Below are 26,600 nucleotides of genomic sequence, written 5' to 3'. Positions count from 1 at the left end.
TCAAATAGAGCATAAATAGGAGCCGGCCATGAATCATCCTGTTTCCGCATCCTCGCTCTATGAGCGCGTCAGCCGCGTCATTCCCAAAGCCGAATGGATAACGTTCGAAAATGATGTCGACGCCATCCTCGCGCTCAAGCGCCGCCGCAACGCCGTCATTCTCGCGCATAATTACCAGACGCCGGAGATCTTTCACGGCGTGGCCGATATCGTCGGCGACAGCCTGGCGCTCGCCCGCAAGGCGATCGAGGTCGATGCCGACGTGATCGTGCTCGCCGGCGTGCACTTCATGGCCGAGACCGCCAAGCTGTTGAACCCTGAGAAAACCGTTCTGATCCCGGATCTCGGCGCCGGCTGCTCGCTGGCGGATTCGATCACACCGGAGGATATCGCGCTGTTGCGCCAGGCCCATCCCGGCGTGCCCGTCGTCACCTATGTCAACACCTCGGCCGCGGTGAAGGCCGCCTCCGATATCTGCTGCACCTCGGGCAATGCCAAACAGGTGGTGGAATCGCTCGGCGTGCCGAAGGTGCTGATGATCCCGGATGAATATCTGGCGCGCAATGTCGCCCGCGAGACCGATGTCGAGATCATCGCCTGGCACGGCCATTGCGAAGTGCACGAACTTTTCACCGCCGACGATGTCCGCCAGCTGCGCGAAAACCATCCCGGCGTGACGGTGCTCGCCCATCCGGAGTGCCCGCCCGACGTCGTGGCCGAGGCCGATTTCGCCGGCTCCACCGCCGTGATGTCGGATTATGTCGGCAGGCAGAAGCCGGCGCGTGTGGTGCTGCTGACCGAATGCTCGATGAGCGACAACGTCGCCGTGCACCATCCCGACGTCGAGTTCATTCGTCCCTGCAATCTCTGCCCGCATATGAAGCGCATCACCCTCGCCAATATCCGCGCCGCGCTTGAGGAAAACCGCCATGAAGTGACGGTCGATCCGGCCATCGCCGCAGCGGCGCGGCGCGCCGTCGAAAGGATGCTGGCGATATGAGCGAACGTCTCGATCATCTTGCCGGGCGCACCGTCATCGTCGGCAGCGGCCTGGCCGGGCTGATGACCGCACTGACGCTGGCGCCGGACCCCTCCGTCATCGTCACCCGCGCCGCCCTCGGCACACAGACCTCGAGCGCCTGGGCGCAGGGTGGCATTGCCGCCAGCATCGGCGCCGACGACAGTGCGGCGCTGCATCTGGCCGATACGCTTGCGGCCGGCGACGGGCTCTGCGATCGGACCGTCGCGGCCGGCATCATTGCCGAGGCGCCGGCGGCAATTGCAGCGCTGGAACAGGCCGGCGCGCGCTTCGACCGCAATGCGGCGGGAGAATTCTCGCTCGGACTGGAGGCCGCCCATAATCGCCGCCGCATCGTCCATGCCGAAGGCGACGGATCGGGTGCGGCGATCATCGCGGCATTGGTGCGGGCCGTGGCGCAGACGCCCGCCATATCCGTGCGCGAAGGCTTCGAAGCGCGGCGGATTCTGATGGACGGCGACGAGGTCGCCGGCCTGCTCTGCGCGACCGCGGATGGAGCCGCCATCCTGCCGACCGGAAAGGTGGTGCTCGCCACCGGCGGCATCGGCGGTCTTTATGATGCGACTACCAATCCGCTCGGCAATTTCGGCCAGGGGATCGCGCTCGCGGCACGCGCAGGTGCCGATCTCGCCGACATGGAATTCGTCCAGTTCCATCCGACGGCGCTCGATTCCCGCCGCAGGCCCTTAGCGCTGGTCAGCGAGGCGGTGCGCGGTGAGGGGGCCCTGCTCGTCAACGAACGCGGCGAGCGGTTCATGGCCCGCATCCCGGGCGCCGAGCTTGCGCCGCGCGATGTGGTGGCGCGCGCCATCAGCGCCGAGATCGCCCGCGGCGGCAAGGTCTTCCTCGACGCTCGCGACGCGCTCGGCAGTCGGTTTGCCACACGCTTCCCTGTTATCGCAGCTCTTTGCGGTGAAGCCGGAATCGATCCGGCGAAAGACTTCATTCCGGTGCGCCCGGCCGTTCACTACCACATGGGCGGGGTCGCGACCGATGCCAATGGCCGCAGCTCCGTTCCCGGCCTCTGGGTTACCGGGGAGGCCGCCTCGACCGGCCTGCACGGCGCAAACCGGCTGGCCAGCAACTCGCTGCTGGAGGCGGCGGTGATGGGCATGCGGGCGGCGCGCGACATAGCGGGCATGCCGGCACCCACCGGCAGTCCCTTCCAATCCGAAAGGCTGCCGGCGTCGCCCGACGCATCGCTTGTCCGGCCGATCGTCTCGCGCCATCTCGGCGTGCTGCGCAATCGGGGTGCCGTGCAGGACGCGACCGCCGCCCTGCTGCCGCTTGCCGAAAGTGACGGCCCTGCCGCCGATCCGGCCATCGTCGCGCTGTTGATCGCCGTCTTTGCCGGCCTGCGGATGGAATCGCGCGGCGCCCATGCCCGCACCGATTTTCCGCTGAAGCTCGCCGATGCGCAACGCCGCCGGATGCACCTTTCCCAGGCGTTGGAGATCGCCCGCGCAACACCGCCCTATGCCCTTGCCAGGAGTGCCTGAGATGAGCCTCGTTCCCCTTCCGCGCCTGATCGTCGAGCCGCTGGTGCGGGCGGCCTTGCTCGAAGATCTCGGCCTCGCCGGCGACATCACCTCGGCATCCGTCATTCCAAGCGAGCACCGCTCGACAGTGGTGATGGCCGCCCGTCAGCCGGGTGTGATCGCCGGTCTCGACGCGGCCGAGCTCGCTTTCACGCTCGTCGATCCCGAGATCGTCCTGCGACGCCATGTCCAGGATGGCGACGCGGTCAAACCAGGCGACGTGATCGCCACCATCGAAGGTCCGTCGCGCGGCCTGCTCACCGCCGAGCGCACCGCGCTGAATTTCCTCGGCCATCTCTCCGGCATCGCCACCGTGACGGCCGAGATTGCCGCCGCCATCAGCGGCAGCAAAGCTTCCGTCGCCTGCACGCGCAAAACGACGCCGGGGCTGAGGGCGCTGGAGAAATATGCGGTGCGGGCCGGCGGCGGCACGAACCACCGTTTCGCCCTTTATGACGCGGTGCTGATCAAGGACAATCACGTCGCCATCGCCGGCGGCGTTGCCGAGGCGATCCGCCGGGCCCGGGCAGGCGTCGGCCATCTGGTGAAGGTCGAGGTCGAAGTGGACAGGCTCGATCAGCTGCATGAAGCGGTGGAAACAGGCGTCGATGCCGTCCTGCTCGACAATATGACGCCGGATCAGCTGCGCGAGGCCGTCGCCGTCGTCGCCGGCCGGGCGATCACCGAGGCATCCGGCCGGGTGACGCCGGCAACAGCCGCGGCAATCGCGGCCTCCGGTGTCGACCTTATTTCCGTCGGCTGGCTGACGCACAGCGCGCCGGTGCTGGATATCGGCCTCGACTTCGTCGAGGCGACCGCGACCGAAAAAAGTCCGATACGGGTTGCGCATGTGCTCTAACTATCTAATTTAGAACAGGATTTAGATTTTAGGCCGATCCGGCCTAAAATCATCCTGTTCTACTCTGCCGGCTATGAAGGCCAGCGGCGGCTCAAACAACTCGCCGCCGCAGAATGCCCACAGCACCTCATTGGGCAAGTGTTGGCGAAGCATCTTTCCGGCGAGCGACACGCGAAAATGCAAATATTCGCTGAAACTTCTTCTCTTTATAGCAAAAACCGCTATGCGCGGCGCTCTTATAGCTCTAACATGTTTACGCGACCGCTACGTTTGCGCGCCATGGCTTTCAGGGGTGAGAACCGGGGATGCAACGGACATCCGGACAGATGTCGAAGAACAGGCTGTGCCTGCTCGGACGACCGAGGCTGCTGGCAGCGGGGAGGGAACTCCCCTTGCCGGAGAAGTCTTATTTTCTCCTCGCCATGCTCGCCGCCGAAGCCAATCTCGAACTCGACCGCGAAACCATCAGGCGACAGCTCTGGCAATCGGAACTGCCGGAAAAACGGGCCGGCAGCCTGCGCCAGCTGCTGTCGCGCATCGAGCAGAGTATCCCCGCCGACCTTCCACCGCTGCTTGCCGCGACCCGAACCCATATCGGGCTTGCGGATGGCTGGGAGGTCGACGTTCATATCCTGAAACAGAAAGGGCCGCTCGCCCCCGAAGACAGCGATATGCTGAACGGCGAACTGCTGGAAGGCGCCAAATCACCGACGCAAGGCGCCGAGGACTGGCTGACCTTTGAACGCCAGCGCATCGACGAATGGCGCTCGGTCCATCTGACCCGGCTGATCGAAACATCGGAAGACAGGTCGGATGATGAGCAGGTTGCGCTTGCCAGGCGCCTGTTGGAACTCGACCCCGCCAGCGAGACGGCCTATCGCGCCCTGATGCGCCTCTATGTCAGGATGAACGATCCGGCCGCGGCCCGTCAGGCCTATCTGAAGTGCAAAAGCCAGCTGAAGGACGACTTCGATACCGAGCCGGAGGAAAGCACCACTGCGCTTGCCCGCGAACTCGGCCTGGTCCCGGCAGCACAGGCAGCCGCGGCCGAGCGCCTTTCCGCGCTCGGTGGCTTCGCCGATGCGCTCGGCCAGCCGCGGATCATCATCCTGCCGCCCGAAAGTATTTTTACCGATCCGCTGATGGAGCGAGTCGGCCGGGCCCTTCTCGAAGACGTCACCATCGGCCTCAGCCAGCAGCGCGGCTTCAAGGTGATCGCAGCCCATACGAGTCTCGAGATCCTCAGCCGCTCGGTCGATCCGGCGCGCGCCGTCCTCGGTCCCCTCGACCTCAGCTTCGATTATGCGGTCTACGTGACCATCCAGGGCCGCGACGAGGATGTTTATGCGACCTGCCGGCTGACGCGGACGACGACGTCGGAGGTGATCTGGGCCTTAGAACTGCCGCTGGTCATGCAGAAGATCAGCGAATCCTTCGCGCATCTGACACGGCGGATCGTTTCCTCGCTCGCCGACACGATCGAGCGCCACGAACTGGTGATGCCGATCGGCGATGCGCCGCCATCCGCCTACCGTCTCTATCTGGAAGGCAAGCGGCTGATCGCCCAGACCGACCTGCAGCATCTGCGCCAGGCGCGCAAATGGTTCAAATCCTCGCTCAATCGTTACGAGAATTTCTCGGCCGCCCATGCCGGCGTGTCGCGCGCGCTCGGCATGGAATGGCTGATCCGCGGCATGCAGGACACCGACCTGCTCGACGAGGCGAATGGTGCCGCGCGGCTCGCCCAGCAATCCGACCCGAACAGCGGCCGGGCCTACCGCGAACTCGGCTTCGTGGCGCTGTACCGCCGCCGTTTCGACGAAAGCCTGGAATATTTCCAGCAGGCCCAGGATCTCAATCCCAACGATGCCGACATCCTCGCCGATTATGCCGATGCCCTGTGCCACTACGGTGACTTTGACAAAGCGCTGGATCTGAACAAGGCTGCGTTCAAGCTTAATCCCTTGCCCCCCGATTATTACTACTGGAATCGCGGCGGCATTCATTTCGATCGCGGCGAATACCAACAGACGATCGAAGCGCTTGAGCCGGTGAAGTCCAAACAGGCGACCGCCCGACTGCTCGCCGCCGCCCATGCTATGGCGGGCGACGTGAAAAAGGCCGGCACTTATGCCAAGGTTGTTCTGGAAAATTTCCCGGATTTCCGCAGCGAAGACATTCGCCATTTCGTGCCCGATCGCGATCCCCGGTACACCGAAACGCTGATTCATGGCCTGCATCTGGCTGGACTTCCCTGATTATACGGCCTTTTAACGAAGCCTGTAACGCTTAAATGACGCAGGTAGTGTTCCCCTCCAATGGTTAACGGCAGCCCGGCTGCCTATCCATTGGAGATGGAAAATGAAAGCCACTGTTGAAACCAATGCCGCAATCCCCTCCCATCCGCGTTTCTCGGCTGCAGCCAAGTCAGCGATGAAGCAGGACCACCTCAACATCACTGCGAACGCGCTGGAAAATCTGACACACGCCCTGAAGTTCCGCTGAGGAACAAATAGGTATGTCCGCCTTCGCCGACCTTGAAACGCTAGCCGGTGACCTCGAACGATCATCGGCCGGCATCAGCGACTATCATGACCGGGCGGTCACGCCGGCGCAGACATTGGCCGCCATCAGGCCGCATCTGCGCGAATTCGGCATCACGCGCGTCGGCCTGCTGACCGCCCTCGACGTGCTGAACATCCCTGTCGCCTTCGCGACGAGGCCGAACAGCCATACGCTTTCGGTCTTCCAGGGCAAAGGTATCGACAATGATGCCGCCATGGCATCGGCCGCCATGGAGGCGATCGAGACGCGGATCGCGGAAATTGCGCCAGCCGACCTGACACGGGCGACCGTCGAAAGCATGCGGGCGGAAGGCGCCGCCATGATCGATCTCGACAATGTTGCGCGCTGCGCGCCCGATGACATCGGCGGCGGCCCCATCCCGTGGTGCTCCGGCCTCGACATCCTCTCCGGCAGCAGCGTCTTTGTCCCCTGGTGGCTCGTCGGCCTTGACCATCGCGGCGAGCGGCCGTCGGGCTTCGAGCAGTCGAGCGACGGGCTCGCCTCCGGCAACACGCCGTCCGAAGCGGTCCTGCATGGGCTTTGCGAACTGGTGGAGCGCGACGCCTGGGCCTTGACCCAGCTGAAATCGCCGCAGCGCCTCAAGGAGAGCCGCATCGACCCCGCCTCTTTCGGCGATGCGGTCATCGATGTCATGACCGACCGGATTTCGCGCGCCGGCATGCGTCTGCTGCTGCTCGACATGACCACGGACATCGGTGTCCCGGCTTTTCTGGCCGTCATCATGCCGGGCAATCTGTCCGACCGTGTCGATGCGCGCTGGGCCCATGTCTGCGGCGGCTGCGGCTGCCACCCCGATCCCGTGCGTGCCGCGCTGCGTGCCATCACCGAGGCGGCGCAGAGCCGGCTGACGGCGATCGCCGGCAGCCGCGACGATTTCTCGCCGCGCATCTATCAGCGGCTCGACAAGAGTGCGGCGATGCAGCAGGTGGTCGAACTCTGGGAGGGCGATAGCCGAATGCGCGCCTTCCAGCCCCGCCATCGCCGTCCCGCAACCATCCAGGAGACCATCGGCCATATTGCCGACCGGCTGACGGCGACCGGCATCGAGCAGATCGTCGTGGTGCCGTTTCCGCATTATCAGGCTCTGCCGGTCTCGGTCGTCAGGGTGATCGTGCCGGGCCTGGAGGTCGATATTTCAGGTCAGTACATCCAACTCGGCCTGCGCGCCGTCAACACCATGAGAGGAGCCCAATCATGAAGGTTCTGTTCGTCGGTCCGAGCCTTGGTGGCGGTCTTGCCGCAGCGAGAAACATGTCTCCCTGCATCGATTTCCGGCCGCCTGCCGTCTGCGGCGACATTCTCAAAGCGGTGGAGGATGGCGCCACCGCGATCGGCCTCGTCGACGGCTATTTCGGCGATCTGCCTTCGGTCTGGCATAAGGAAATTCTCTACGCCCTCGAGCGCGATGTCGCCGTTGCCGGCGGCGCCAGCATGGGCGCATTGCGGGCCGCCGAATGCGCTCCTTTCGGCATGGTCGGGCTCGGCTCGATCTTCGAAGATTACCAGTCCGGACGGCTGCTCGACGACGAGGCCGTCGCGCTGATACATGCGCCTGAGGCGCTCGGCTGGCTACCGCTTTCGGTGCCCTGGGTGGATTTCGAGCCGACGATCGATGCGCTTCATGCCGGCGGCGAGATTTCGTCGGCCGAGCGCAAGAAACTGCTGCTCTCCGGCCGCTTCCTGCATTTCTCCGAGCGCACCTATGCCAGGGTGGTGGACGAGTGCCATTTCCGCAAGGCGCGCCGCGACTATCTGCTCGCCGCCCTGCGCAAGAACCGGGTCGAACGCAAGCGGGACGATGCGCGGCTGGTGCTGGAATGGCTGCGCCGTGACGAATTCGTGCCCATCAACCGTGACTGGCACTTTGCCGCAACCTCTCACTGGGAGCTTTTGCACGCTGAAGTCACGCGCAGTGTGACGCCTGTAACGCTTGTATAACGGTAATGGCGAAAAGATGCAGTGGTGATGGAATCTGAGGTCTTCACGGCCAAAGGGGCGGGACAATGTTTGAACAACATAACGACGGTACAGGCAGTGAATACGCAAGGATCTTCCGGCTGCTGTCGGCAGCCAAGGAGGAGGCTGAAAAGCTTCAGCTGCGTAATCTGATGCACCTGACGAACATGGCGCTGCTGCAGGTCGTCATCGATTGGGACGGCATAGATCCGGACAGGGAGCTAGACGTCAACCTCGAGAAACTGCTCGGCAGCAAGGCCAAGATCGCAATGAAGGACGCCAGCGAGAATCTGATCTTGATCGATCGCCATTGACCTTCATGCAGCCCGTTCGGAACGGGTGAAGGAGATCCGGCCTATTCTGCCGCTTCACCGTCCATTTGTTCGGTGTGGGCGATTGCCTGGACGAGCTTCAGGATCTTCTTGCGAAGCGCTTCGTTCTTGATCGAGAAGAACGCGGCGTTGAGAAGGACGCCCTCGCGCGATATAACGAATTCCTCGCTGGGAGCGGGGTTGTCGTTGGCCGTATCAGGAGTGGACAGGTCGTCGAAGAACGTCCTGACGTCGACCTTCAGTGCGCCGGCGATTTCGACCAGCATGCTGGCGGAAACGCGGTTGGAGCCTTTTTCGTATTTTTGGATCTGCTGGAATGTCACGCCGACGCGATCGCCCAATTCGGTCTGCGAGACTTTCCGCAGCAGACGCTGTATGCGGATGGTCTTCCCGACATGAACATCCACTGCGTGCGGTTCTTCTTTCATTTTATTTTCCCTCCTGAGGACACGGAGATGAGGTTATTCGCCATATCCGTGTCTGACAACTTTTACCTGAGTTACACAAAGCTAGCAATTGCCCGGCAGTAGTCGTCCCGAACCGAAACATCACCTCGCTTCATATTAGCAGGAGCAAAAAGCATGCCAAAGTAGTACTTTTGGACGATACATCACCTGATTTCGGGATGTAGCGTCACCTACGGGCGATAGGGCGGGCTACCCTTGATTCCAACCGCCGGCATGTTCCAGGATTACCACGCCCCGCACCCGAGAAGCTGCGCAAAGGAGGCTGCAATATTTTGAATTAATTATCCTTAAATCGATAGCGATTTGGCAGTTATGCCGCCGCAAGCGCGAAGTGTCGATCGAGCCTGCGCCCTTGTCGTCAGAGTGGATATCCGATCCGTGTCGTAGCGGCTTCGAAGGTCGGCAAGCGCCATGGGTTCCGGAGGGCCGATGCAGCGAGCTTGGCAAGTTCTCGAAATATTGTTCGTGCCAAGGTGGAGAAACAGTCATCAGCACGCGCGCCGGCTTTTCGCTGACGGGCTGCTCGAACGCGCCGTCGAACTCGGTGCGGCCTATGCTCGGGCGCATGGCAATGCCGTGATGTGCCATCATTGCCTGTTCCCGCGCGCGGGCTTGCAGGAAGCCAACCGTGCCACTTCGATACACTATGCCCGCCCGGCCATCCTCCACGGGCAGGATGATGCCGCCGCGCTAACCCCTGCAAAAGCCGCGTCAGAGTGACCAGAGCCGTTGGGCATTGGCGAAGAGCAGCTTCGAACGTTCCGCCTCGCTGCTGCCGGAGAGCGCGGCATGGGTCGCAGCGACCCAGGTGGAAAGGCCGCCGCCAAGCGTGCAGACCGGCCAGTCGCTGCCCCAGACGACGCGGTCCCAGCCGAAACTTGCGATGACATGTTCGATATAGGGCCGCAGCGTCTGCGCCGTCCACGTCTCGGCATCGGCATAGGCGACGACGCCCGAAACCTTGCAGATGACGTTCGGCCGCCGGGCGATCTCCGATATGCCGGCCTTCCACGGCTGAAAGGCGTCCGAGCGGATATCGGGCACGCCGCAATGGTCGAGCACGAACTGCACATCCGGCGCAAGGTCGACGAGGGCGACGACGCGTCCGGCCTGATGCGGCAATGTGCAGAGGTCGAAGGTCAGGCCGCTGCCGCCGATGCGCCTGATGTTTTCGCGAAACAGCGCGCCTTCCGAGACGTCGTCGGCCACGACATGCAGCACGCGACGAAACCCCTTGACGAAGGGATCGGCCTTCTGCCGCTCAAGATAGGCGGCAAAGCCGTCATCTTCCGGCCGGCAAGAGACGATGGCGCCGGCTATCAGGCTGCCGGGCTTTCGGGCGATAGCGGCGATGTGGTCGGTCTCGGCCTGCATGGCGGCCGGATCGACATCGACTTCCATATGCAGTGCCGTGGTGATGCCGCAGCGACGCGCTTCGGCTGCATAGGTCTCGTAGAGAAAATCCTGGTCGAGATCAGGCACGCCGGAGAGCCAGGGATAAGGCAGCGCCGACCGATCGATGACATGCAGATGGGTGTCGATGAGCACGGGTTCCTCCAAGGCTGGCTTGCGGCAAGCTATCCCTGGTGAATGAATTGTTCAAATAGAAATCGACAGCTCAGGCCGGGATGGCGACGTCGGCGCCGGCAAGCTGCGAGAGCTCGGCGGCGGTCTTCTGCACCAGCATGATCGTCTGGGTGATGTCGGGTGCCGACGGCGCATTGACGAGCGCGATGAACGGACAGGTGAGGGCGGCAATGCAGCGCCGATCCGGACCGAGAACCGGCGCCGACAGATTGTAGACGCCTGAGGTCTGAGCGCTCGCCATCATCTCGTAGCCGCGCTCGCGGATCTGATCGAGGCGATTGTAGAAATCGGCGCCGAGCTCGATATCGGCGCGATTGCGCACATGTTCCGATATCATCATCTCCCGCTCCTCATCACTGCGGAAGGCGAGCAGCACATGCCCCGAACCGGTGTCGAAGAGGCTGATATGGGCGCCGATGCGGATCGAGAATCCCCAATAATCCGGCGCCTCCTGCTGGGCGATGACAACGGCGGCGCCGCGATCGAAGACGGCCAGGTGATTGGCCTGACGCGCGCGCTGGGCGAAATCGCGCATCAGCGGCGTGGCGTAGGAGGCGAGCCGGCGCACCGGCGCATGCAGCTGCGCAAGCCCGAAAAGCTTAAGCGTCAGCGAATAGCGATCGCCGTCCAGCCGGGTAACGTAGCCGCGACGCACCAGGCGGTCGAGCATGCGATAGAATTCGTTGGGGCTGCGGTCGAGCCGCTTGGCGATTTCCGCCTGCGTAAGGCCGCTGTCGACGCCGGCAAGCAGTTCCAGGATGTCGAGGCCCTTATCGAGGGCAGGAGCGCGGTAGCGGTCTGACTCGTCGGGCTCCATTCCATCCTCCTGTGAATATTATTCTGCATATACGCAGAACCGGGGCCGGAAAAGCAAAACTTCGTGCTTGACCCTTGGCCAATCGTCTGTTTGTCTATAAACAGACAAATTATTGCTGAAGACAGCTGATCGACGGCAACGACGAAGCCGGCATCGTGCCTTGCCTCAGGCGGGCAGCAACGCGCAAAGAGGGAAAATGGCAGGTGCTGACGGACAACCTATTCCATCTCAGCCCGGCCTTCGCCAAGATATGACCGTACGCACCGCCCCGCGCAGACAATTCCAGAAAAGGCCCGTGACATGACAAACAGACTTTCCGGCAAGACCGTTCTCATCACCGCCGCCGGCCAGGGCATCGGCCGGGCGACGGCGGCAGCCTTTGCCGCGACCGGCGCCAAGGTCCACGCCACCGACATCAACACCGACGCGCTGGCGACGCTCGCCGCCGAAACCGGCGTTTCCACCCATAAGCTGAACGTGCTCGACGAAGACGCGGTCAAAGTTCTGGTCGCCGAAATTGGGCGCGTTGACGTGCTGTTCAACTGCGCCGGTTTCGTCCATGCGGGCTCGATCCTGGAGATGAAGGATGCCGATTTCGAATTCGCCCTCGACCTCAACGTCAAGGCGATGATCCGCACCATCCGCGCCGTGCTGCCCGGCATGCTCGAGCGAAAGGACGGGGCGATCATCAACATGGCCTCCGTCGCCTCCAGCATCAAGGGCGTGCCGAACCGCTTCGCCTATGGTGTCACCAAAGCGGCGGTGATCGGCCTGACCAAATCCGTCGCCGCCGATTATGTCGCCGAAGGCATTCGCTGCAATGCCATCTGCCCCGGTACGGTGGAAAGCCCGTCGCTGCAGGACCGCATGCGCGCCGGCGGCGATTACGATGCGGCCCGCGCCGCCTTCATAGCCCGCCAGCCAATGGGCCGGCTCGGTTCGCCGGAAGAGATCGCCGATCTTGCCGTCTATCTCGCCGGCGCCACCTACACCTCAGGCCAGGCGATCGCCATCGACGGCGGCTGGACGATCTGACCAGCGCATGTCGCGCAAAACAGTGCAGCGGTTTGCGATGACGGCATGGGTAAAACAAAGACCTAAAGCGCCACGAGCGAATCGGAAAGATCGCAACGCGCTTCAGCCGATGAGGAGCCGGCAGGCTGCCGGCCGATCCGGCTATCGCAATTGGGAGGAACAACATGACCCGCATCACCGACCTTCGCGTCTTCGATCTCCGCTTTCCCACTTCGCAAAGCCTCGATGGATCCGACGCGATGAATCCCGATCCGGACTATTCGGCCGCCTATGTCATTCTCGACACGGATGCGCCTGATCTTGCCGGTCACGGCCTGACCTTCACCATCGGCCGCGGCAACGACATCTGCTGCATGGCGATCGAGGCGATGCGCCATCTCGTCGTCGGCGCCGAGCTTACCGAGGTGCTCGCCCATCCCGGCAAGTTCTGGCGGCATCTGACCAGCGACAGCCAGCTGCGCTGGATCGGCCCGGAAAAGGGCGCCATCCATCTGGCGACCGGCGCCGTCGTCAATGCCGTCTGGGATCTGCTCGCCAAACAGGCCGGCAAGCCCGTCTGGCGGCTCGTTGCCGAGATGTCGCCGGAAGAGATCGCCGATATCGTCGACTACCGCTATTTGACCGACGTGCTGACGCGTGACGAAGCGGTCGAGATCCTGAAGCGCGCCGAGGCGGGCAAGGCCGAACGCATCGCCCTGCTCGAAAAGGAGGGCTATGCCTGCTACACGACCTCGGCCGGCTGGCTCGGTTACGAGGACGAGAAACTGCGCCGCCTCTGCCAGGAGGCGATCGACGCCGGCTTCAACCATATCAAGATGAAGGTCGGCCGCGATCTGGATGACGATATCCGCCGCCTGCGGATCGCCCGCGAGGTGATCGGTCCCGACCGTTATCTGATGATCGACGCCAACCAGGTCTGGGACGTCGGCCAGGCGATCGACTGGGTCAAGGCGCTCGCCTTTGCCAAGCCCTTCTTCATCGAGGAACCCACCAGCCCAGATGACGTCGCCGGCCACCGCAAGATCCGCCAGGCGATCGCGCCGGTGAAGGTCGCGACCGGCGAGATGTGCCAGAACCGCATCATGTTCAAGCAGTTCATCGCCGAGGGCGCAATCGACATCGTCCAGATCGATTCCTGCCGCATGGGCGGGCTGAACGAGGTCCTGTCGGTGCTGCTGATCGCCGCCAAGTTCGGCCTGCCGGTCTGGCCGCATGCGGGCGGCGTCGGCCTCTGCGAATATGTGCAGCACTTGTCGATGATCGATTACGTCGCGGTGTCAGGTACCAAGGATGGCCGCGTCATCGAATATGTCGATCACCTGCACGAACACTTCCTTGACCCCTGCCGGATCGAGAACGCCGCCTATATGCCGCCCACGCTGCCGGGCTTCTCCATCGAGATGAAACCGGCTTCGATCAGCAGCTATACATTTCGCGGCTGAGGAACCAGCGCCGGCGGTGCGCTCGTCCCCGCCAGAGACTGGACACCGCGGCCCCGGCCCAGCGAGATCTGCAGATGAAGATCGAACGTTCGATCCGACCCCTTTCGCGCAGGGCCTGATTGAGGCGGTTTTGCCGAGGTGATGCTGCCAGCTTCTTGAGGATCACGGACGACTGCACCAGACCGGCGCCGATTCTGGCTTTCAATCCCTTGCCTCGATCAGACGGAAAGCCTAGTTAAGAACGGGTCAGAACAAGGATATGGCATGGCAGAGCAAAATGCCTATCAGGTCGCCGACTGGAATGGCCAAAGCGGGGAGCGCTGGGTCGCCAACCAGGCTCGGCTCGACGCCATGCTGGCGGTGTTCGGCCAGGCCGCGATCGAAGCCGCCGCGCCCGCGACAGGCGAGCGCGTGCTGGACGTCGGCTGCGGCGCGGGCGCGTCGAGTTTGGCTCTGGCCGCCCGCGTCGGCACGGGGGGCCAAGTGTTAGGCGTGGACATATCCGAACCGCTGATCGGCCGAGCGCGCGCGCTTGCGCCACAGAATACTCCGGTCCTGTTCCAGGTGGCCGACGCCAGCAGCGCCGAGCTGCCCGAGGGCGCATTTGACATCCTGTTCTCGCGTTTCGGGGTGATGTTCTTCGACGATCCGACAGGGGCGTTCGCCCACATGCGCCTTGCGCTCAAGCCGGGCGGGCGGGTCGCTTTCGTCTGCTGGCGCGGCATGGCCGAGAACGATTGGGTGCGCTTGCCGATGGGCGCGATCAAGGGCATCGTCCCGCCGACCGCGCCGCCCGATCCCGAAGCGCCCGGCCCATTCTCGTTCGGCGACCGGGGGCGGGTGGCGCGTATCCTGACGGCGGCCGGCTTCACCGATATCGCTATTGCGCCCTTCGATGCTTCCATCCCGTTCGGCGAGGGCGGGACGCGGGACGCGGCGATCGACGACGCGGTGGAGATGGCGATCGAGGTCGGCCCGCTGTCGCGCGCGCTCGCTGATCAGCCCGACGACATCCGCGCCCGCGCCTCGGCCGCGGTTCGTGCCGCTTTCGCGGACCGCCCCGGCGAGCGGTCGGTGATGATCGGCGGCGCGGCGTGGATCGTCACGGCGCGCAATCCGGCAAGCTGACAGGGATTCGTAGGGGGAGGCGCCCCCGCTCAGTGGAGCGGGGTGTCTTTGGCCGGTCAGCGGACCAGATGAGGGCGTATTCGCCGGGCGGTCTCGGAGAGCGTGGCGTAGATCGCAGCGAGGATCAGATTCGAGGACGTCAAGAAGCCCGGATAGGGGCTATGTGCCGGACGTGAACGCCAATCGTCGCTTTCGCTGACGGGCCAAAACATTGGCGGTTGCCGGCACAATTAGCTTTTTTGCGCGCTATCCTTTTCGGCACTTGCCGCCATATGGGCGAGTTCGCCCCAGAGACTTTCGGCGAAGCTGCGCAGAACCGTCAGTTCGAAGCTGTCATTGCCGGTGCGGACGATCTGTACGGAGATATGGCCGAGCATGGTCATCGCCGACTGGCCTTCCGGGAAGACGGTAGGATCCAGATCAACGGCGGTGCCTTTTGACAGCAACAGCCGCGAGGGTCGGCCGGAAATGCCGAAGCGGACGCGTCCGTGGCTCTGGTCCATGACGAAGGCTTTTCCCGCTAACGCTGCTGTAAGTGCGTCGAGACCAGCGGGCGCAAGCGGCACGTTGCCGGCGACGAACCATTGCCGGAAGCCGGCCTTGCGGATCGAGCTGTTCGTAAAGCCGGCTTTAACCAATTCAGCGGCAAGTGCCGCCGGCTCGATCGCGCCGAGCACATGCAGGAGATGGCCCTCGGGCAAGGCTTCCAGCCGGACGCCTGCCTCTGAAATACCGACATAAGCTGCCCCGGCAAGAACCGGTCTGTGCTGCGGGAGATCACGCATGGAGCTTCTCGTTTTGCGGATCGATGAAGACGGGATGGCAGAGCACCGCATCGGTGAATTCATTATGCAGGCCGTTCCAGACCGTCACCTTCTCACCGATACGCTCCCGCCCACGCCTGACGAGCGCCAGAGCGATCCTATGGCCGAGCGTCGGCGAAAAGGCGCTTGAGGTGACGTAGCCCTGGTCGTTTTCGAGCGTCGCCGCAGCGCCTTCGGCAAGAATATGCGAGCCGGTGCGGAAGCCGCTTGCCGGGTTAAGCGGCTTCACGCCGACAAGGCGCGGTCGCTCGGGGTTCTGCAGGCCCTCGCGGGCAAGCATCGCCTTGCCGATGAAATCCGGCTTGGTCGATGACACCATGCGGCCGAAACCGAGATCGCCCGGGGTGACCGTGCCGTTGATCTCTGCATGGGTGACATGGCCCTTTTCGATGCGCAGGACGCCGAGCGCTTCGGCGCCGTAGGCGCAGATGCCGTGTTTTTCGCCGGCCGCCATGATGGCGTCGGCAACGCTCTCGCCGTAGCCGGCCGGCACCGCCAGCTCGTAGGCGAGTTCGCCGGAGAAGGAGATGCGGAAGAGCCGGCCTTCGAGACGGCCGCCGAACAGAGAGACCTTGCGGGCGCTCATGAAGGGGAAGGCGGCATCGGAGACGTCCTCGTCGACGATCTCGGCGAGAATGGCGCGCGATTTCGGCCCGGCAACAGCCATCTGCGCCCATTGATCGGTCGAGGAGGCGAAGCAGACGTTGAGCTCCGGCCAGAGCGTCTGGGCGCAGAATTCGAGGTGGGTCAGCACGCCGGCGGCAAGCGCCGTCGTCGTCGTCATGAAGAAATGCTCGTCGCTGAAGCGGCTGGTGGTGCCGTCGTCATAGATGAAGCCATCCTCACGCAGCATGATGCCGTAACGCGCCTTGCCGACGGCAAGCTTGGCAAAGCCGTTGCAATAGACCCGGTCGAGGAAGGTCGCGGCATCGCGGCCGAAGATTTCGATCTTGCCGAGGGTGGAGACGTCGCAGAGGCCGGCATTTTTGCGGATGTTCAGCACTTCGCGGTCGACGCTGTCGCGCCACGTCGTTTCGCCTGCACGCGGGAACCAGGAGGAGCGATACCAGAGGCCGGTTTCGATGAAGACCGCGCCGTTCTTCTCAGCCCAGCCATGCAGCGGCGATTTGCGCGCCGGCTGGAAATCCTTGCCGCGCGACGCGCCGGTCAAAGCGCCGAAGGAGACCGGCGTGTAGAAAGGCCGGAAGGTCGTCGTTCCCACCTCGGCCGGCGACACGCCGCGCGCCTCTGCGAGAATGCCGATGGCGTTGATGTTGGAAAGCTTGCCCTGATCGGTCGCCATGCCTGATGTGGTATAACGCTTGGCAAGCTCGACATGGCCGTAACCTTCGCGGACGGCGAGGCCAAGGTCTTTGAGATGGACGTCGTTCTGATAATCGACGAAAGCCTTGCCCTTCAAGCCCTTGACGGACCAGAGCGGCTTTGTGGGTGCCGCGGTCTCGGAGGGCGCGGCAAAGGCCGGTTCCGCCGCTGCAAAGCCGATCGCCTTCAGGGCGGCGGCCGCCTTTGCGGCGCCATCACCGAGGCAAGCCGTGGTTTGCGCAAGGCCAGCTGCCGAGCCGGCAACGGCAAAACCGTCCTGCGCGGCCGGCGCCAGAAACGCCGCGGCCTCGTCCGACCATTGCGGCTTGCCGCCGCGGTGGCAGGCAAGATGGATGATCGGGCTCCAGCCGCCCGACATGGCAAGCGCATCGGCTTCGATCCGGCGGATGCCGCCGGTGGTTTCGATGCTGACGCCGCGCAGGCGCTTGCCGCCGAACGCATCCATCACCCGGGCGCCCTTCAGCACTTCGGCGCGACCCTCCCAGGTCTTTCCCCCGTCTGCCCGGCTGTCTACGATCGCCGCAACGGCGAGGCCGGCGGCTTCGAGATCGGCCGCAGTGCGGTAACCGGCATCGTTGGTGGTGAAGACCACCGTGCTTGTGCCAGGTGCCACCGCCTGCCGGTTGAGATAGCTGCGCATGGCGCCAGCCATCATTACGCCGGGAATATCGTTGCCGCCGAAGACGAGCGGCCGCTCCTCGGCCCCTGTCGCCAGGATCGCCCGACGGGCGACGATGCGCCACAGCCGTTCGACGGGCCGATCGGGATCCGGCAGCGCCACATGTTTCTGCACACGTTCGACGGCGCCGAAGACGTTGTCGTCGTACCAGCCGAAGACGGTCATACGCGGCAGCCGCCGGACATTTTCCAGCCCCTCGAGTTCGCTCAGCAGCTCGGCGAGAAGCGTGCCCGCCGGCTTGCCCTCGATCGGGCCGCTCTCGGACAGCAGGCTGCCGCCGAGCTCGGGGCCTTCATCGGCGAGGATGACGCGGGCGCCGGCGCGGCCGGCGGTCAGCGCTGCGGCAAGGCCGGCAGGGCCGGCGCCGATCACCAGCAGATCGCAATGCGCCCAGCATTTCTCATAGCTATCCGGATCGGCCTCGTAGGAGGCTCTGCCGAGGCCCGCCGCCTTGCGGATCATCGGCTCGTAGAGCTTTTCCCAGAGAGCCGCCGGCCACATGAAGGTCTTGTAGTAGAAACCGGCGCTGAGGAAGGGCGAGAGCAGGCCGTTGACCGCACCGATGTCGAAGCCGAGCGAGGGCCAGCGGTTCTGGCTCTTGGCCGTCAGCCCCTGGTAAAGCTCGATCATCGTCGCGCGCGTATTCGGTTCGGTGCGCCCGCCGCTGCCTGTGGTCACCAGCGCGTTCGGTTCGGCGGCACCCGCCGTCAAGATGCCGCGCGGACGGTGATATTTGAAACTGCGGCCGACGAGCTGAACACCGTTGGCAAGCAGCGCCGAGGCGAGCGTATCGCCCGGATGGCCTTCCAGCGCCTTGCCGTCGAAGCTGAAACCGAGTGTCTTGGCGCGGTCGATGCGGCCGCCCGAGGAAAGACGGAAGCTCGTCATGCCTGTTCTCCGCCGAGCTTCGAAAGGGCGGCGTCCCTGACGCCATGGACCTTATGGGTAGTGGTATCGCGCTCGACGATCAGCCAGCGCCGGCATCCGGAGGAATGGTGCCAATATTCGCTGTGCCGGCCGCGCGGATTGTCGCGCAGATAGACATAGTCGAACCAGGCATCCGCACCGGCATCCGGCGCCGGCCGGACAAGGCTCGCATCGCCGCGGATCGAAAATTCCTCTTTCGGCCGAGCGCCGCAATGGGGACAGGAAATCAGGCTCGCCATGTTGAATGTCCTCAGTGCAGATTGGGCTGGGCGCCGACGCCCTTTTCGTCGATCGGATAGCCGCGCGCGAAACGGTCGAGCCGAAAGGCGCGAGCAGTCTGATGCGGCGTGTTGCGGGCGATCAGATGGGCGTAGCAGAAGCCGGAGGCGGGTGTGGCCTTGAAGCCGCCGTAGCACCAGCCGGCGTTGAGATAGAGATTGTCGATATGGGTGCGGTCGATGATCGGCGAGCCGTCCATGCTCATATCCATGACCCCGCCCCAGGAGCGCAGAAAACGCACCCGCGATAGCGACGGGATCATCGCCAGCCCGGCTTCGGCGACATGCTCGACGGTCGCCAGATTGCCGCGTTGCGCGTAGGAGTTATAGCCGTCGATATCGCCGCCAAAGACGAGGCCGCCCTTGTCTGACTGCGACACGTAAAAATGCCCGGCGCCAAAGGTGACGACATTATCGATGAAGGGTTTCAGCCCTTCGGAGACGAAGGCCTGCAGCACGTGGCTTTCGATCGGCAGGCGAAGGCCGGCCATATCGGCAACGACGGTAGAATTGCCGGCCGCCGCCAGTGCCAACTTGCCGCAGCCGATAAAGCCCCTGCTGGTCTCGACGCCGGTCACCTGACCATTTTCGCGGCGGATGCCGGTCACCTCGCATTGGGTGATGATGTCGACGCCGCGGCTGTCGGCGCCGCGCGCATAACCCCAGGCGACCGCATCGTGGCGCACCGTGCCGCCGCGCGGGTGGAACAGGCCCCCCATGATGGGGAAACGCGCATTGTCGAAATCGAGGAAGGGCAATTTCCTGCGCACCGCCTGCCGGTCGAGAAGCTCGGCGTCGACGCCGTGCAGCCGCATGGCGTTGCCGCGGCGCGTATAGGCGTCGCGCTGCGCATCGGAATGGAAGAGGTTGAGCACGCCGCGCTGCGAGACCATGGCGTTGAAGTTGAAGTCCTGCTCCAGCCCTTCCCAAAGCTTCATCGACAGCTCGTAGAAGGGATTGTTGCCGGCAAGCAGATAGTTCGAACGGATGATCGTCGTGTTCCTGCCGATATTGCCGGAGCCGAGATAGCCCTTTTCGAGCACGGCGACATTGGTGATGCCGAATTCCTTGGCAAGATAGTAGGCGGTGGCAAGGCCATGACCGCCGCCGCCGACGATGACGACGTCATAATGCGGCTTCGGCGCCGGGTCACGCCAGGCGGGCGCCCAGCTTTTATTGCCGCGAAGGCCGTTGAGAAAAATCGAAAGAGCGGAATAGCGCATGAGTCAATCCGAATGGAACGTCCGCATGATGCCAGAAAGGAGACGCGCGACTTGCGCAATAAGGACATGAACGGCTAGAAAAGAGACATGTCCTCATCCGATAGCAGAAATCTCCAGGAGATCGGCTTCATTCTGATCCCAGGATTCGCACTGATGTCCTATGCCTCGGCGACCGAGCCGCTCAGGGCGGCAAACCTTCTGGCCGGGCGAGAAATCTATCGCCTGTCGATCTTCTCGCCAGATGGCGCGCCGGTGCTCTCCTCCTCCGGCGTGCCTGTGCCAGCAGAACCTCTTCCCGCCAGGGGCTCCGATCTCGGCATGGCCTTCGTCTGCGCCGGCGGCTCGCCGCGGGACTGGCGTTATCCCGGCGTCCTTGCCTGCCTGCGGCAGTTGGCGCGCGAAGGTGTCAGGATCGGCGGCATTTCAGGCGGTCCCTATCTGATGGCCGCTGCCGGTCTGCTGGCCGGCCGCGACTTCACCATCCATTGGGAACATGCGGCGGCGCTTCTCGAAGCCTTCCCGGATCTTTCGCCGCGCCAGGCGCGCTTCATGATCGACGGCAACCGCATCACGTGCGGCGGCGGCATTGCGCCGCTCGACATGATGCATGTGCTGATCGCCGAGCGCATGGGGCCGGATTTCGCCCGCCGCGTCAGCGACTGGTATCTTCATACCGAGGTCAACGAGCCCGCCGCACCGCAGCGCGCCTCGCTCGCCGAACGCTACGGCGTCCACCATCCCGGCCTGCTCAGCGTTCTCGAACGCATGGAGGAGACGATCGAGATGCCTCTCGACCGCGCCGCCATGGCGCGCATCGCCGGTGTCACTCCCCGTCACCTCGATCGGCTTTTTTCGTGCCATCTCGGCACGACCTTTCTCGACCAATATCATAGGATCAGGCTTCAGCATGCCCATCGCCTGCTGAAGCAGAGCCCGCTTTCCATCTCGGAAATCGCAGTCGCCACCGGTTTTTCCAGTTTGAGCCATTTTTCGCGCATATTCCGAGCCGTTTACGGCACGGCTCCGAGTGAGGCGCGGCGGGTCTGAGTTTTCTTCAAGGTTGAGGAAATTTCACTACCACGATAGGATTGCCTTCGGACAAAAGAGAAGGCGGCAGCGGAAAATCCATGAAATCCAAACATGAAGCGGAAAAGCAACCGGAACCGGCGCATGGCGGACGCGCTCCCTTTTCGCAGGATCCGCATGCTGTTCGAGAACCGAAGGAAAACAACCTCGAAATGGCGATCGGCCATGAGGTCCGCGCCTATCGCAAGAAGCTCGGCATTACCGTCACCGATCTTGCAGCCGCGACGGGGATTTCGCTCGGCATGCTATCGAAGATCGAGAACGGAAACATCTCGCCGTCGCTGACGACGCTGCAATCGCTCTCGCGGGCGCTCGGCGTGCCGCTGACCGCCTTTTTTCGCCGCTACGAGGAGCCGCGCAATGCCGTCTTCGTCAAGGCGGGGCAGGGCGTGGAGCTGGAACGGCGCGGCACCCGCGCCGGCCATCAATATAATCTGCTCGGCCATATCGACAACAATACCAGCGGCGTCATTGTCGAGCCCTACCTCATCACGCTGACGGCCGATTCCGACGTCTTCCCGACCTTCCAGCATGAGGGCATGGAGTTTCTCTACATGCTCGAAGGCGAGGTCATCTACCGCCACGGCGACCAGCTTTTCCAGATGCAGCCGGGCGACAGCCTGTTCTTCGACGCCGATGCGCCGCATGGGCCGGAGCAACTAGTAAATTTGCCCAGCAGGTACCTCTCGATCATCAGCTATCCCCAGCAGAACTCGCGGAGCTGACTTGCCTTAGAAGAAAAGTTTATTCCTGCCAGTTGAAGTCGTTACATAGACCTGCTAGTCCTTTCTCAAACATGAAAGGAGGCACAGGCTATGTGCGGCATTGTTGGATTGTTCCTCAAGGACAAGAGCCTTGAGCCTCAGCTGGGAAACCTGCTCTCGGATATGCTGATCACCATGACGGATCGCGGGCCGGACTCGGCCGGTATAGCGATCTATGGCGGCTCTGCCGAGGGCAAGGCGAAAATCACTATCCAGTCCAGCAATCCTGGCGCGGACTTCGAAGGCCTCGCCGCTGACCTGGAGGAAGCCGGCATCAAGGCCCATGTGTGGATCAAGAGCACGCACGCGGTCATAGAGCTGGAAGCGTCCAAGCTTGGAGCAGTGCGCGAGGCGCTCGAACGGATTCGACCGGCAGTCCGCCTTATGGGCTCGGGTGAAAGCGTCGAAATCTACAAGGAAATCGGTCTCCCAAAAGACGTCGTTGCGCGGTTCGGTGTCCGCGCGATGAGCGGAACCCACGGCATCGGCCATACCCGCATGGCGACGGAATCCGCCGTCACCACCCTCGGCGCTCATCCATTCTCGACCGGCGCCGACCAGTGCCTCGTGCACAATGGCTCGCTGTCCAACCACAACAACCTGCGCCGCGAGTTGGTCCGCGAAGGCATGACCTTCGAGACGCAGAACGATTCCGAAGTCGCCGCCGCCTATCTGACGGCCGAAATGGCCAAGGGCAAGGATCTCGGCCAGGCTCTGACCGGCGCGCTCGACGACCTCGACGGCTTCTTCACCTTTGTCGTCGGCACCAAATCCGGCTTCGGCGTCGTCCGCGATCCGATCGCCTGCAAGCCCGCCGTCATGGCCGAGACGGAGCAATATGTCGCCTTCGGTTCGGAGTACCGCGCGCTGGTCAATCTTCCCGGCATCGAGAATGCCCGCGTCTGGGAGCCGGAGCCGGCAACCGTCTACTTCTGGGATCACGACAAAGCGGCCTGAGGCGCGCCTAAAGCCAAGAGGCGGCGCAGACCGTCTCCCGGACCAATGAGGATTCAATGCCGACATTCGATCTTTCCAACACGCCTCTTCGCGAACTGAACAGCGCGCTGCACGCTCTTTCCAAAGGTGCCAATGACACTGAATTCGAAGTCATCAACCCGCGCGGCAGCCATGCCGTCGCCGTCGGCATCGACAGCCCGGTGACGGTCGCTGTCAGGGGATCTGTTGGCTATTACTGCGCCGGCATGAATGACGGCGGCAAGATTACCGTTCATGGCTCGGCTGGACCGGGTGTTGCCGAAAACATGATGTCCGGTACCGTCGTCATCGAGGGCGACGCCAGCCAATATGCCGGCGCGACCGGCCGGGGTGGCCTGCTCGTCATCAAGGGCAATGCCGCCTCGCGCTGCGGCATTTCGATGAAGGGCATCGACATCGTCGTTCATGGCAGCATCGGCCACATGTCGGCCTTCATGGGCCAGTCCGGCCATCTCGTCGTCCTTGGCGACGCCGGCGACGCGCTCGGGGATTCGCTCTACGAAGCGAAGCTGTTCGTTCGCGGCGAGGTGAAGAGCCTCGGCTCCGACTGCATCGAGAAAGAGATGCGGCCGGAGCATCTGGAGAAGCTTGCCGAACTGCTCGACAAGGCAGGCGTGGCGGACGTCAGACCTGAAGAGTTCAAGCGCTACGGCTCCGCCCGCAAGCTCTACAATTTCAACATCGACAACGCAGATGCGTATTGAGGCGAGGGACACTCATGAGCTATCACAACCCCTATACCCCGCCACGCAAGTCCGCGACTTTCGACGACTATACGCTCGCCGAAATCCGCCGCGCGGCCGCTACCGGCATCTATGACATCCGCGGCGCCGGCACCAAGCGCAAGGTTCCGCATTTCGACGATCTGCTGTTCCTCGGCGCCTCGATCTCACGCTATCCGCTCGAAGGCTATCGGGAGAAGTGCGATACGACAGTGGTGCTCGGCTCCCGCTTCGCCAAGAAGCCGATCACGCTCAAGACACCAATCACCATTGCCGGCATGAGCTTCGGTGCACTTTCCGGCAACGCCAAGGAAGCGCTCGGCCGGGGTGCGACGATCGCAGGCACCTCGACCACGACAGGCGATGGCGGCATGACGGATGAGGAACGCGGTCATTCGCAGACGCTGGTCTATCAATATTTGCCGTCGCGCTATGGCATGAACCCGAAGGACCTGCGGCGCGCCGACGCGATCGAAGTCGTCGTCGGCCAAGGCGCCAAGCCCGGCGGCGGCGGCATGCTGCTCGGCCAGAAGATCTCTGACCGCGTCGCCAATATGCGCAATCTGCCGAAGGGCATCGACCAGCGCTCGGCCTGCCGCCACCCCGATTGGACCGGTCCCGACGATCTGGAAATCAAGATCATGGAACTGCGTGAGATCACTGACTGGGAAAAGCCGATCTACGTCAAGGTCGGCGGCGCGCGTCCGTACTACGACACCGCTCTTGCCGTGAAGGCTGGCGCCGACGTCGTGGTGCTCGACGGCATGCAGGGCGGCACGGCGGCGACCCAGGATGTCTTCATCGAGAATGTCGGCATGCCGACGCTCGCCTGCATTCGTCCGGCCGTCCAGGCGCTGCAGGATCTCGGAATGCACCGAAAGGTTCAGCTGATCATCTCGGGCGGCATCCGCTCGGGCGCTGACGTGGCGAAGGCGCTGGCGCTCGGAGCCGGCGCAGTCGCGATCGGCACGGCGGCGCTCGTCGCCATCGGCGACAACGATCCGCACTGGGAAGAGGAATATCAAAAGCTCGGCACGACGGCCGGCGCCTATGACGATTGGCATGAAGGCAAGGATCCGGCCGGCATCACCACCCAGGATCCGGAACTGGCAAAGCGACTCGACCCAGTTGCGGCCGGCCGCCGCCTTGCCAACTACCTCAAGGTCATGACGCTCGAAGCTCAGACCATCGCGCGCGCCTGCGGCAAGAACCACCTGCACAATCTCGAGCCGGAAGACCTCGTCGCACTGACGATCGAGGCATCGGCCATGGCTCAGGTGCCGCTCGCCGGCACCAACTGGATCCCTGGCAAGGGAGGCTTCTGATTTCTACCGGCCGGGCAAACGTCCCGACCGTCTCATATCCTAACCAAAGTGTCTCGAAGAAATCCAAAGGGGAACGAGAATGACACTGGACCTTGCTGCTTTTGCGAGAGACAAAGGCATCAAATATTTCATGATCAGCTATACCGACCTGTTCGGCGGCCAACGCGCCAAGCTGGTCCCGGCAGAAGCCATCGCCGACATGCAGCAGGATGGCGCCGGTTTTGCAGGCTTTGCAACGTGGCTCGATCTGACGCCGGCCCATCCCGACCTGTTTGCCGTTCCCGATCCTTCCTCCGTCATCCAATTGCCCTGGAAGCGAGACGTCGCATGGGTCGCCGCCGACTGCGTCATGGACGATCGACCTGTCGAACAGGCACCGCGTGTCGTGCTGAAAAGACTGGTGGCTGAAGCTGCGAAGGAAGGGCTCCGGGTGAAGACCGGGGTGGAGCCCGAATTCTTTCTCATCTCTGCTGATGGTTCGGTGATTTCAGACCAGTTCGATACCGCCGAGAAGCCTTGCTACGACCAGCAGGCCGTGATGCGTCGGTACGATGTGATCGCCGAGATCTGCGACTATATGCTGGAGCTGGGCTGGAAGCCCTATCAGAACGACCACGAGGATGCGAACGGCCAGTTCGAGATGAACTGGGAATATGACGATGTCCTGAAGACCGCGGACAAGCACTCTTTCTTCAAGTTCATGGTCAAGTCGGTCGCCGAAAAGCATGGCCTTCGCGCCACCTTCATGCCGAAGCCCTTCAAGGGCCTGACCGGAAACGGGTGCCATGCGCACATCTCGGTCTGGGACGTCGATGGCATGGTAAACGCCTTTGCGGACAAGGAAATGGCCTTCGGGCTGTCGGCTCAAGGTAAAACCTTCCTTGGTGGCATCATGAAGCATGCCTCCGCGCTGGCCGCGATCACCAATCCGACGGTCAATTCCTACAAGCGCATCAACGCGCCGCGCACCACCTCGGGCGCCACATGGTCGCCGAACACCGTGACGTGGACGGGCAACAACCGCACTCACATGGTGCGCGTGCCGGGGCCTGGGCGCTTCGAGCTGCGCCTGCCGGACGGCGCGGTCAATCCATACCTCTTACAGGCGATCATCATCGCGGCCGGCCTCGACGGCATCCGCAGCCAGGCAGACCCCGGCCAGCACTACGATATCGATATGTATGCCGAGGGGCACCTGGTGAAGGACGCGCCGCGCCTGCCGCTCAACCTGCTCGATGCGCTGCGCGCCTTTGATGCCGACGAAGGCTTGAAGGCGGCAATCGGGGCTGAGTTTTCCTCCGCCTATCTCAAGCTCAAGCACCTGGAATGGAATGCCTACTGCTCGCATTTCACCCAGTGGGAACGCGACAGCACGCTCGATATCTGAGCAGCCGGACCGACGTCTTCGCCATGCCGGGTTGGACAGCTCGGCATGACCGGACTCTCTGTACCTAAAAGGGCGAATAGCATGAAGAGCTTCGTACTTACCGTATCCTGCAAATCGACGCGCGGCATCGTGGCGGCGATTTCGAGCTATCTGGCCGAGAAGGGCTGCAACATCATCGACAGCTCGCAGTTCGACGATCTCGATACCGGCAAGTTCTTCATGCGGGTCAGCTTCATTTCGGAAGAGGGTCTGTCGGGCT

At 63.2% G+C, this 26,600-nt stretch carries 27 protein-coding genes; 19 read left to right on the top strand and 8 right to left on the bottom strand.

Annotated features, from left to right (window positions below):
- Positions 1 to 28: 28 nt before the first annotated feature.
- From nadA to K6M89_RS19460, 8 genes are all read left to right on the top strand, one after another.
- Positions 29 to 1,000, top strand: a complete 972-nt coding sequence (gene nadA / locus K6M89_RS19495; RefSeq protein WP_222140599.1) for a quinolinate synthase NadA — start codon at positions 29 to 31, stop codon at positions 998 to 1,000.
- Positions 997 to 2,538, top strand: coding sequence for an L-aspartate oxidase (locus K6M89_RS19490; RefSeq protein WP_222140598.1), 1,542 nt, complete (start codon positions 997 to 999; stop codon positions 2,536 to 2,538). The genes nadA and K6M89_RS19490 overlap by 4 nt, the downstream gene beginning before the upstream one ends.
- A complete protein-coding gene (gene nadC, locus K6M89_RS19485) occupies positions 2,516 to 3,436 on the top strand; it encodes a carboxylating nicotinate-nucleotide diphosphorylase (protein ID WP_222140597.1) in 921 nt (306 codons plus the stop codon). Before K6M89_RS19490 ends, nadC begins: the two co-directional genes overlap by 23 nt.
- A gap of 305 nt (positions 3,437 to 3,741) precedes the next feature.
- Positions 3,742 to 5,694 carry an AfsR/SARP family transcriptional regulator gene (locus tag K6M89_RS19480; protein WP_246642554.1) on the top strand — a complete coding sequence of 651 codons (1,953 nt, stop codon included), beginning with the start codon at positions 3,742 to 3,744 and terminating at the stop codon, positions 5,692 to 5,694.
- A 103-nt stretch (positions 5,695 to 5,797) separates the two neighbouring features.
- The gene (locus K6M89_RS19475; RefSeq protein WP_222140595.1) at positions 5,798 to 5,941 is read left to right on the top strand and encodes a hypothetical protein; all 144 of its coding nucleotides are present in this window, start codon (positions 5,798 to 5,800) and stop codon (positions 5,939 to 5,941) included.
- A 13-nt stretch (positions 5,942 to 5,954) separates the two neighbouring features.
- Positions 5,955 to 7,220, top strand: coding sequence for a YcaO-like family protein (locus K6M89_RS19470; RefSeq protein WP_222140594.1), 1,266 nt, complete (start codon positions 5,955 to 5,957; stop codon positions 7,218 to 7,220).
- Positions 7,217 to 7,960 carry a TfuA-like protein gene (locus tag K6M89_RS19465; RefSeq protein ID WP_222140593.1) on the top strand — a complete coding sequence of 248 codons (744 nt, stop codon included), beginning with the start codon at positions 7,217 to 7,219 and terminating at the stop codon, positions 7,958 to 7,960. The genes K6M89_RS19470 and K6M89_RS19465 overlap by 4 nt, the downstream gene beginning before the upstream one ends.
- 65 nt (positions 7,961 to 8,025) lie before the next feature.
- A complete protein-coding gene (locus tag K6M89_RS19460; protein WP_222140592.1) occupies positions 8,026 to 8,292 on the top strand; it encodes a hypothetical protein in 267 nt (88 codons plus the stop codon).
- Between the two features lie 41 nt (positions 8,293 to 8,333).
- On the opposite strand, the gene K6M89_RS19455 is transcribed toward K6M89_RS19460, so the two are convergent.
- A complete protein-coding gene (locus K6M89_RS19455) occupies positions 8,334 to 8,738 on the bottom strand; it encodes a helix-turn-helix domain-containing protein (protein WP_004668301.1) in 405 nt (134 codons plus the stop codon).
- 468 nt (positions 8,739 to 9,206) lie between these two features.
- Here K6M89_RS19455 and K6M89_RS31895 point away from each other — a divergent pair, with 468 nt between their 5' ends.
- Positions 9,207 to 9,497, top strand: coding sequence for a hypothetical protein (locus K6M89_RS31895; RefSeq protein ID WP_438826588.1), 291 nt, complete (start codon positions 9,207 to 9,209; stop codon positions 9,495 to 9,497).
- Here the strand turns inward: K6M89_RS31895 and K6M89_RS19445 are convergent.
- Positions 9,489 to 10,325, bottom strand: a complete 837-nt coding sequence (locus K6M89_RS19445; protein ID WP_222140591.1) for an amidohydrolase family protein — start codon at positions 10,323 to 10,325, stop codon at positions 9,489 to 9,491. The genes K6M89_RS31895 and K6M89_RS19445 overlap by 9 nt on opposite strands.
- Positions 10,326 to 10,395: 70 nt before the next feature.
- On the bottom strand, positions 10,396 to 11,181 hold the full coding sequence (locus tag K6M89_RS19440) for an IclR family transcriptional regulator (RefSeq protein WP_222140590.1): 786 nt from the start codon (positions 11,179 to 11,181) through the stop codon (positions 10,396 to 10,398).
- 300 nt (positions 11,182 to 11,481) lie between these two features.
- Here K6M89_RS19440 and K6M89_RS19435 point away from each other — a divergent pair, with 300 nt between their 5' ends.
- Positions 11,482 to 12,216, top strand: a complete 735-nt coding sequence (locus tag K6M89_RS19435) for an SDR family oxidoreductase (RefSeq protein WP_222140589.1) — start codon at positions 11,482 to 11,484, stop codon at positions 12,214 to 12,216.
- Between the two features lie 164 nt (positions 12,217 to 12,380).
- Complete coding sequence (locus K6M89_RS19430; protein ID WP_222140588.1) at positions 12,381 to 13,658, top strand: L-fuconate dehydratase; 1,278 nt, start codon at positions 12,381 to 12,383, stop codon at positions 13,656 to 13,658.
- Here K6M89_RS19430 and K6M89_RS31890 read toward each other — a convergent pair.
- Positions 13,633 to 13,863: a Tn3 family transposase gene (locus K6M89_RS31890; protein ID WP_222140587.1), complete on the bottom strand. Its 231-nt coding sequence runs from the start codon at positions 13,861 to 13,863 to the stop codon at positions 13,633 to 13,635. The genes K6M89_RS19430 and K6M89_RS31890 overlap by 26 nt on opposite strands.
- 59 nt (positions 13,864 to 13,922) lie before the next feature.
- Between K6M89_RS31890 and K6M89_RS19420 the strand changes: the two genes are divergently transcribed.
- On the top strand, positions 13,923 to 14,786 hold the full coding sequence (locus K6M89_RS19420; protein ID WP_222140586.1) for a class I SAM-dependent methyltransferase: 864 nt from the start codon (positions 13,923 to 13,925) through the stop codon (positions 14,784 to 14,786).
- Between the two features lie 230 nt (positions 14,787 to 15,016).
- On the opposite strand, the gene K6M89_RS19415 is transcribed toward K6M89_RS19420, so the two are convergent.
- Genes K6M89_RS19415 through K6M89_RS19400 form a run of 4 tightly spaced genes read right to left on the bottom strand, consistent with a single transcriptional unit; the run spans position 15,017 to position 20,061 of the window.
- Positions 15,017 to 15,571: a sarcosine oxidase subunit gamma gene (locus K6M89_RS19415; protein WP_222140585.1), complete on the bottom strand. Its 555-nt coding sequence runs from the start codon at positions 15,569 to 15,571 to the stop codon at positions 15,017 to 15,019.
- Positions 15,564 to 18,521, bottom strand: coding sequence for a sarcosine oxidase subunit alpha family protein (locus tag K6M89_RS19410; RefSeq protein ID WP_222140584.1), 2,958 nt, complete (start codon positions 18,519 to 18,521; stop codon positions 15,564 to 15,566). Before K6M89_RS19410 ends, K6M89_RS19415 begins: the two co-directional genes overlap by 8 nt.
- Entirely contained in the window at positions 18,518 to 18,799 is a 282-nt protein-coding gene (locus K6M89_RS19405) for a sarcosine oxidase subunit delta (protein ID WP_097581736.1), read from the bottom strand. The genes K6M89_RS19410 and K6M89_RS19405 overlap by 4 nt, the downstream gene beginning before the upstream one ends.
- 11 nt (positions 18,800 to 18,810) lie before the next feature.
- Positions 18,811 to 20,061, bottom strand: a complete 1,251-nt coding sequence (locus K6M89_RS19400; protein WP_222140583.1) for a sarcosine oxidase subunit beta family protein — start codon at positions 20,059 to 20,061, stop codon at positions 18,811 to 18,813.
- A gap of 87 nt (positions 20,062 to 20,148) precedes the next feature.
- Here K6M89_RS19400 and K6M89_RS19395 point away from each other — a divergent pair, with 87 nt between their 5' ends.
- The 7 genes from K6M89_RS19395 to K6M89_RS19365 all read left to right on the top strand — a co-directional run.
- Positions 20,149 to 21,108: a GlxA family transcriptional regulator gene (locus K6M89_RS19395; protein ID WP_097581734.1), complete on the top strand. Its 960-nt coding sequence runs from the start codon at positions 20,149 to 20,151 to the stop codon at positions 21,106 to 21,108.
- An 80-nt stretch (positions 21,109 to 21,188) separates the two neighbouring features.
- Positions 21,189 to 21,872 (top strand): helix-turn-helix domain-containing protein, encoded by a 684-nt coding sequence (locus K6M89_RS19390; RefSeq protein ID WP_222140582.1) that lies wholly within the window; start codon positions 21,189 to 21,191, stop codon positions 21,870 to 21,872.
- Between the two features lie 90 nt (positions 21,873 to 21,962).
- Positions 21,963 to 22,868 carry a class II glutamine amidotransferase gene (locus K6M89_RS19385; protein WP_222140581.1) on the top strand — a complete coding sequence of 302 codons (906 nt, stop codon included), beginning with the start codon at positions 21,963 to 21,965 and terminating at the stop codon, positions 22,866 to 22,868.
- Between the two features lie 56 nt (positions 22,869 to 22,924).
- The gene (locus K6M89_RS19380; RefSeq protein WP_097581730.1) at positions 22,925 to 23,611 is read left to right on the top strand and encodes a GltB/FmdC/FwdC-like GXGXG domain-containing protein; all 687 of its coding nucleotides are present in this window, start codon (positions 22,925 to 22,927) and stop codon (positions 23,609 to 23,611) included.
- A 14-nt stretch (positions 23,612 to 23,625) separates the two neighbouring features.
- On the top strand, positions 23,626 to 24,954 hold the full coding sequence (locus K6M89_RS19375; RefSeq protein ID WP_222140580.1) for an FMN-binding glutamate synthase family protein: 1,329 nt from the start codon (positions 23,626 to 23,628) through the stop codon (positions 24,952 to 24,954).
- 79 nt (positions 24,955 to 25,033) lie between these two features.
- Positions 25,034 to 26,341: a type III glutamate--ammonia ligase gene (gene glnT / locus K6M89_RS19370; protein ID WP_222140579.1), complete on the top strand. Its 1,308-nt coding sequence runs from the start codon at positions 25,034 to 25,036 to the stop codon at positions 26,339 to 26,341.
- Positions 26,342 to 26,422: 81 nt separating this feature from the next.
- A partial coding sequence (locus K6M89_RS19365) for an ACT domain-containing protein (protein ID WP_222140749.1) occupies positions 26,423 to 26,600 on the top strand: 178 nt, incomplete at its 3' end.

The sequence above is a fragment of the Rhizobium croatiense genome, from assembly GCF_019793465.1.
Taxonomy (GTDB): domain Bacteria; phylum Pseudomonadota; class Alphaproteobacteria; order Rhizobiales; family Rhizobiaceae; genus Rhizobium; species Rhizobium croatiense.
Note: the sequence above shows the minus strand (reverse complement) of the source record. Positions and strands in the feature narration are given on the sequence as shown.

Coding starts and splice junctions, on each gene's coding strand:
- nadA (WP_222140599.1), top strand. CDS start 29: ATGAATCATCCTGTTTCCGCATCCTCGCTCTATGAGCGCGTCAGCCGC.
- K6M89_RS19490 (WP_222140598.1), top strand. CDS start 997: ATGAGCGAACGTCTCGATCATCTTGCCGGGCGCACCGTCATCGTCGGC.
- nadC (WP_222140597.1), top strand. CDS start 2,516: ATGCCCTTGCCAGGAGTGCCTGAGATGAGCCTCGTTCCCCTTCCGCGC.
- K6M89_RS19480 (WP_246642554.1), top strand. CDS start 3,742: ATGCAACGGACATCCGGACAGATGTCGAAGAACAGGCTGTGCCTGCTC.
- K6M89_RS19475 (WP_222140595.1), top strand. CDS start 5,798: ATGAAAGCCACTGTTGAAACCAATGCCGCAATCCCCTCCCATCCGCGT.
- K6M89_RS19470 (WP_222140594.1), top strand. CDS start 5,955: ATGTCCGCCTTCGCCGACCTTGAAACGCTAGCCGGTGACCTCGAACGA.
- K6M89_RS19465 (WP_222140593.1), top strand. CDS start 7,217: ATGAAGGTTCTGTTCGTCGGTCCGAGCCTTGGTGGCGGTCTTGCCGCA.
- K6M89_RS19460 (WP_222140592.1), top strand. CDS start 8,026: ATGTTTGAACAACATAACGACGGTACAGGCAGTGAATACGCAAGGATC.
- K6M89_RS19455 (WP_004668301.1), bottom strand. CDS start 8,738: ATGAAAGAAGAACCGCACGCAGTGGATGTTCATGTCGGGAAGACCATC.
- K6M89_RS31895 (WP_438826588.1), top strand. CDS start 9,207: ATGCAGCGAGCTTGGCAAGTTCTCGAAATATTGTTCGTGCCAAGGTGG.
- K6M89_RS19440 (WP_222140590.1), bottom strand. CDS start 11,181: ATGGAGCCCGACGAGTCAGACCGCTACCGCGCTCCTGCCCTCGATAAG.
- K6M89_RS19435 (WP_222140589.1), top strand. CDS start 11,482: ATGACAAACAGACTTTCCGGCAAGACCGTTCTCATCACCGCCGCCGGC.
- K6M89_RS19430 (WP_222140588.1), top strand. CDS start 12,381: ATGACCCGCATCACCGACCTTCGCGTCTTCGATCTCCGCTTTCCCACT.
- K6M89_RS19420 (WP_222140586.1), top strand. CDS start 13,923: ATGGCAGAGCAAAATGCCTATCAGGTCGCCGACTGGAATGGCCAAAGC.
- K6M89_RS19415 (WP_222140585.1), bottom strand. CDS start 15,571: ATGCGTGATCTCCCGCAGCACAGACCGGTTCTTGCCGGGGCAGCTTAT.
- K6M89_RS19410 (WP_222140584.1), bottom strand. CDS start 18,521: ATGACGAGCTTCCGTCTTTCCTCGGGCGGCCGCATCGACCGCGCCAAG.
- K6M89_RS19405 (WP_097581736.1), bottom strand. CDS start 18,799: ATGGCGAGCCTGATTTCCTGTCCCCATTGCGGCGCTCGGCCGAAAGAG.
- K6M89_RS19400 (WP_222140583.1), bottom strand. CDS start 20,061: ATGCGCTATTCCGCTCTTTCGATTTTTCTCAACGGCCTTCGCGGCAAT.
- K6M89_RS19395 (WP_097581734.1), top strand. CDS start 20,149: ATGTCCTCATCCGATAGCAGAAATCTCCAGGAGATCGGCTTCATTCTG.
- K6M89_RS19390 (WP_222140582.1), top strand. CDS start 21,189: ATGAAATCCAAACATGAAGCGGAAAAGCAACCGGAACCGGCGCATGGC.
- K6M89_RS19385 (WP_222140581.1), top strand. CDS start 21,963: ATGTGCGGCATTGTTGGATTGTTCCTCAAGGACAAGAGCCTTGAGCCT.
- K6M89_RS19380 (WP_097581730.1), top strand. CDS start 22,925: ATGCCGACATTCGATCTTTCCAACACGCCTCTTCGCGAACTGAACAGC.
- K6M89_RS19375 (WP_222140580.1), top strand. CDS start 23,626: ATGAGCTATCACAACCCCTATACCCCGCCACGCAAGTCCGCGACTTTC.
- glnT (WP_222140579.1), top strand. CDS start 25,034: ATGACACTGGACCTTGCTGCTTTTGCGAGAGACAAAGGCATCAAATAT.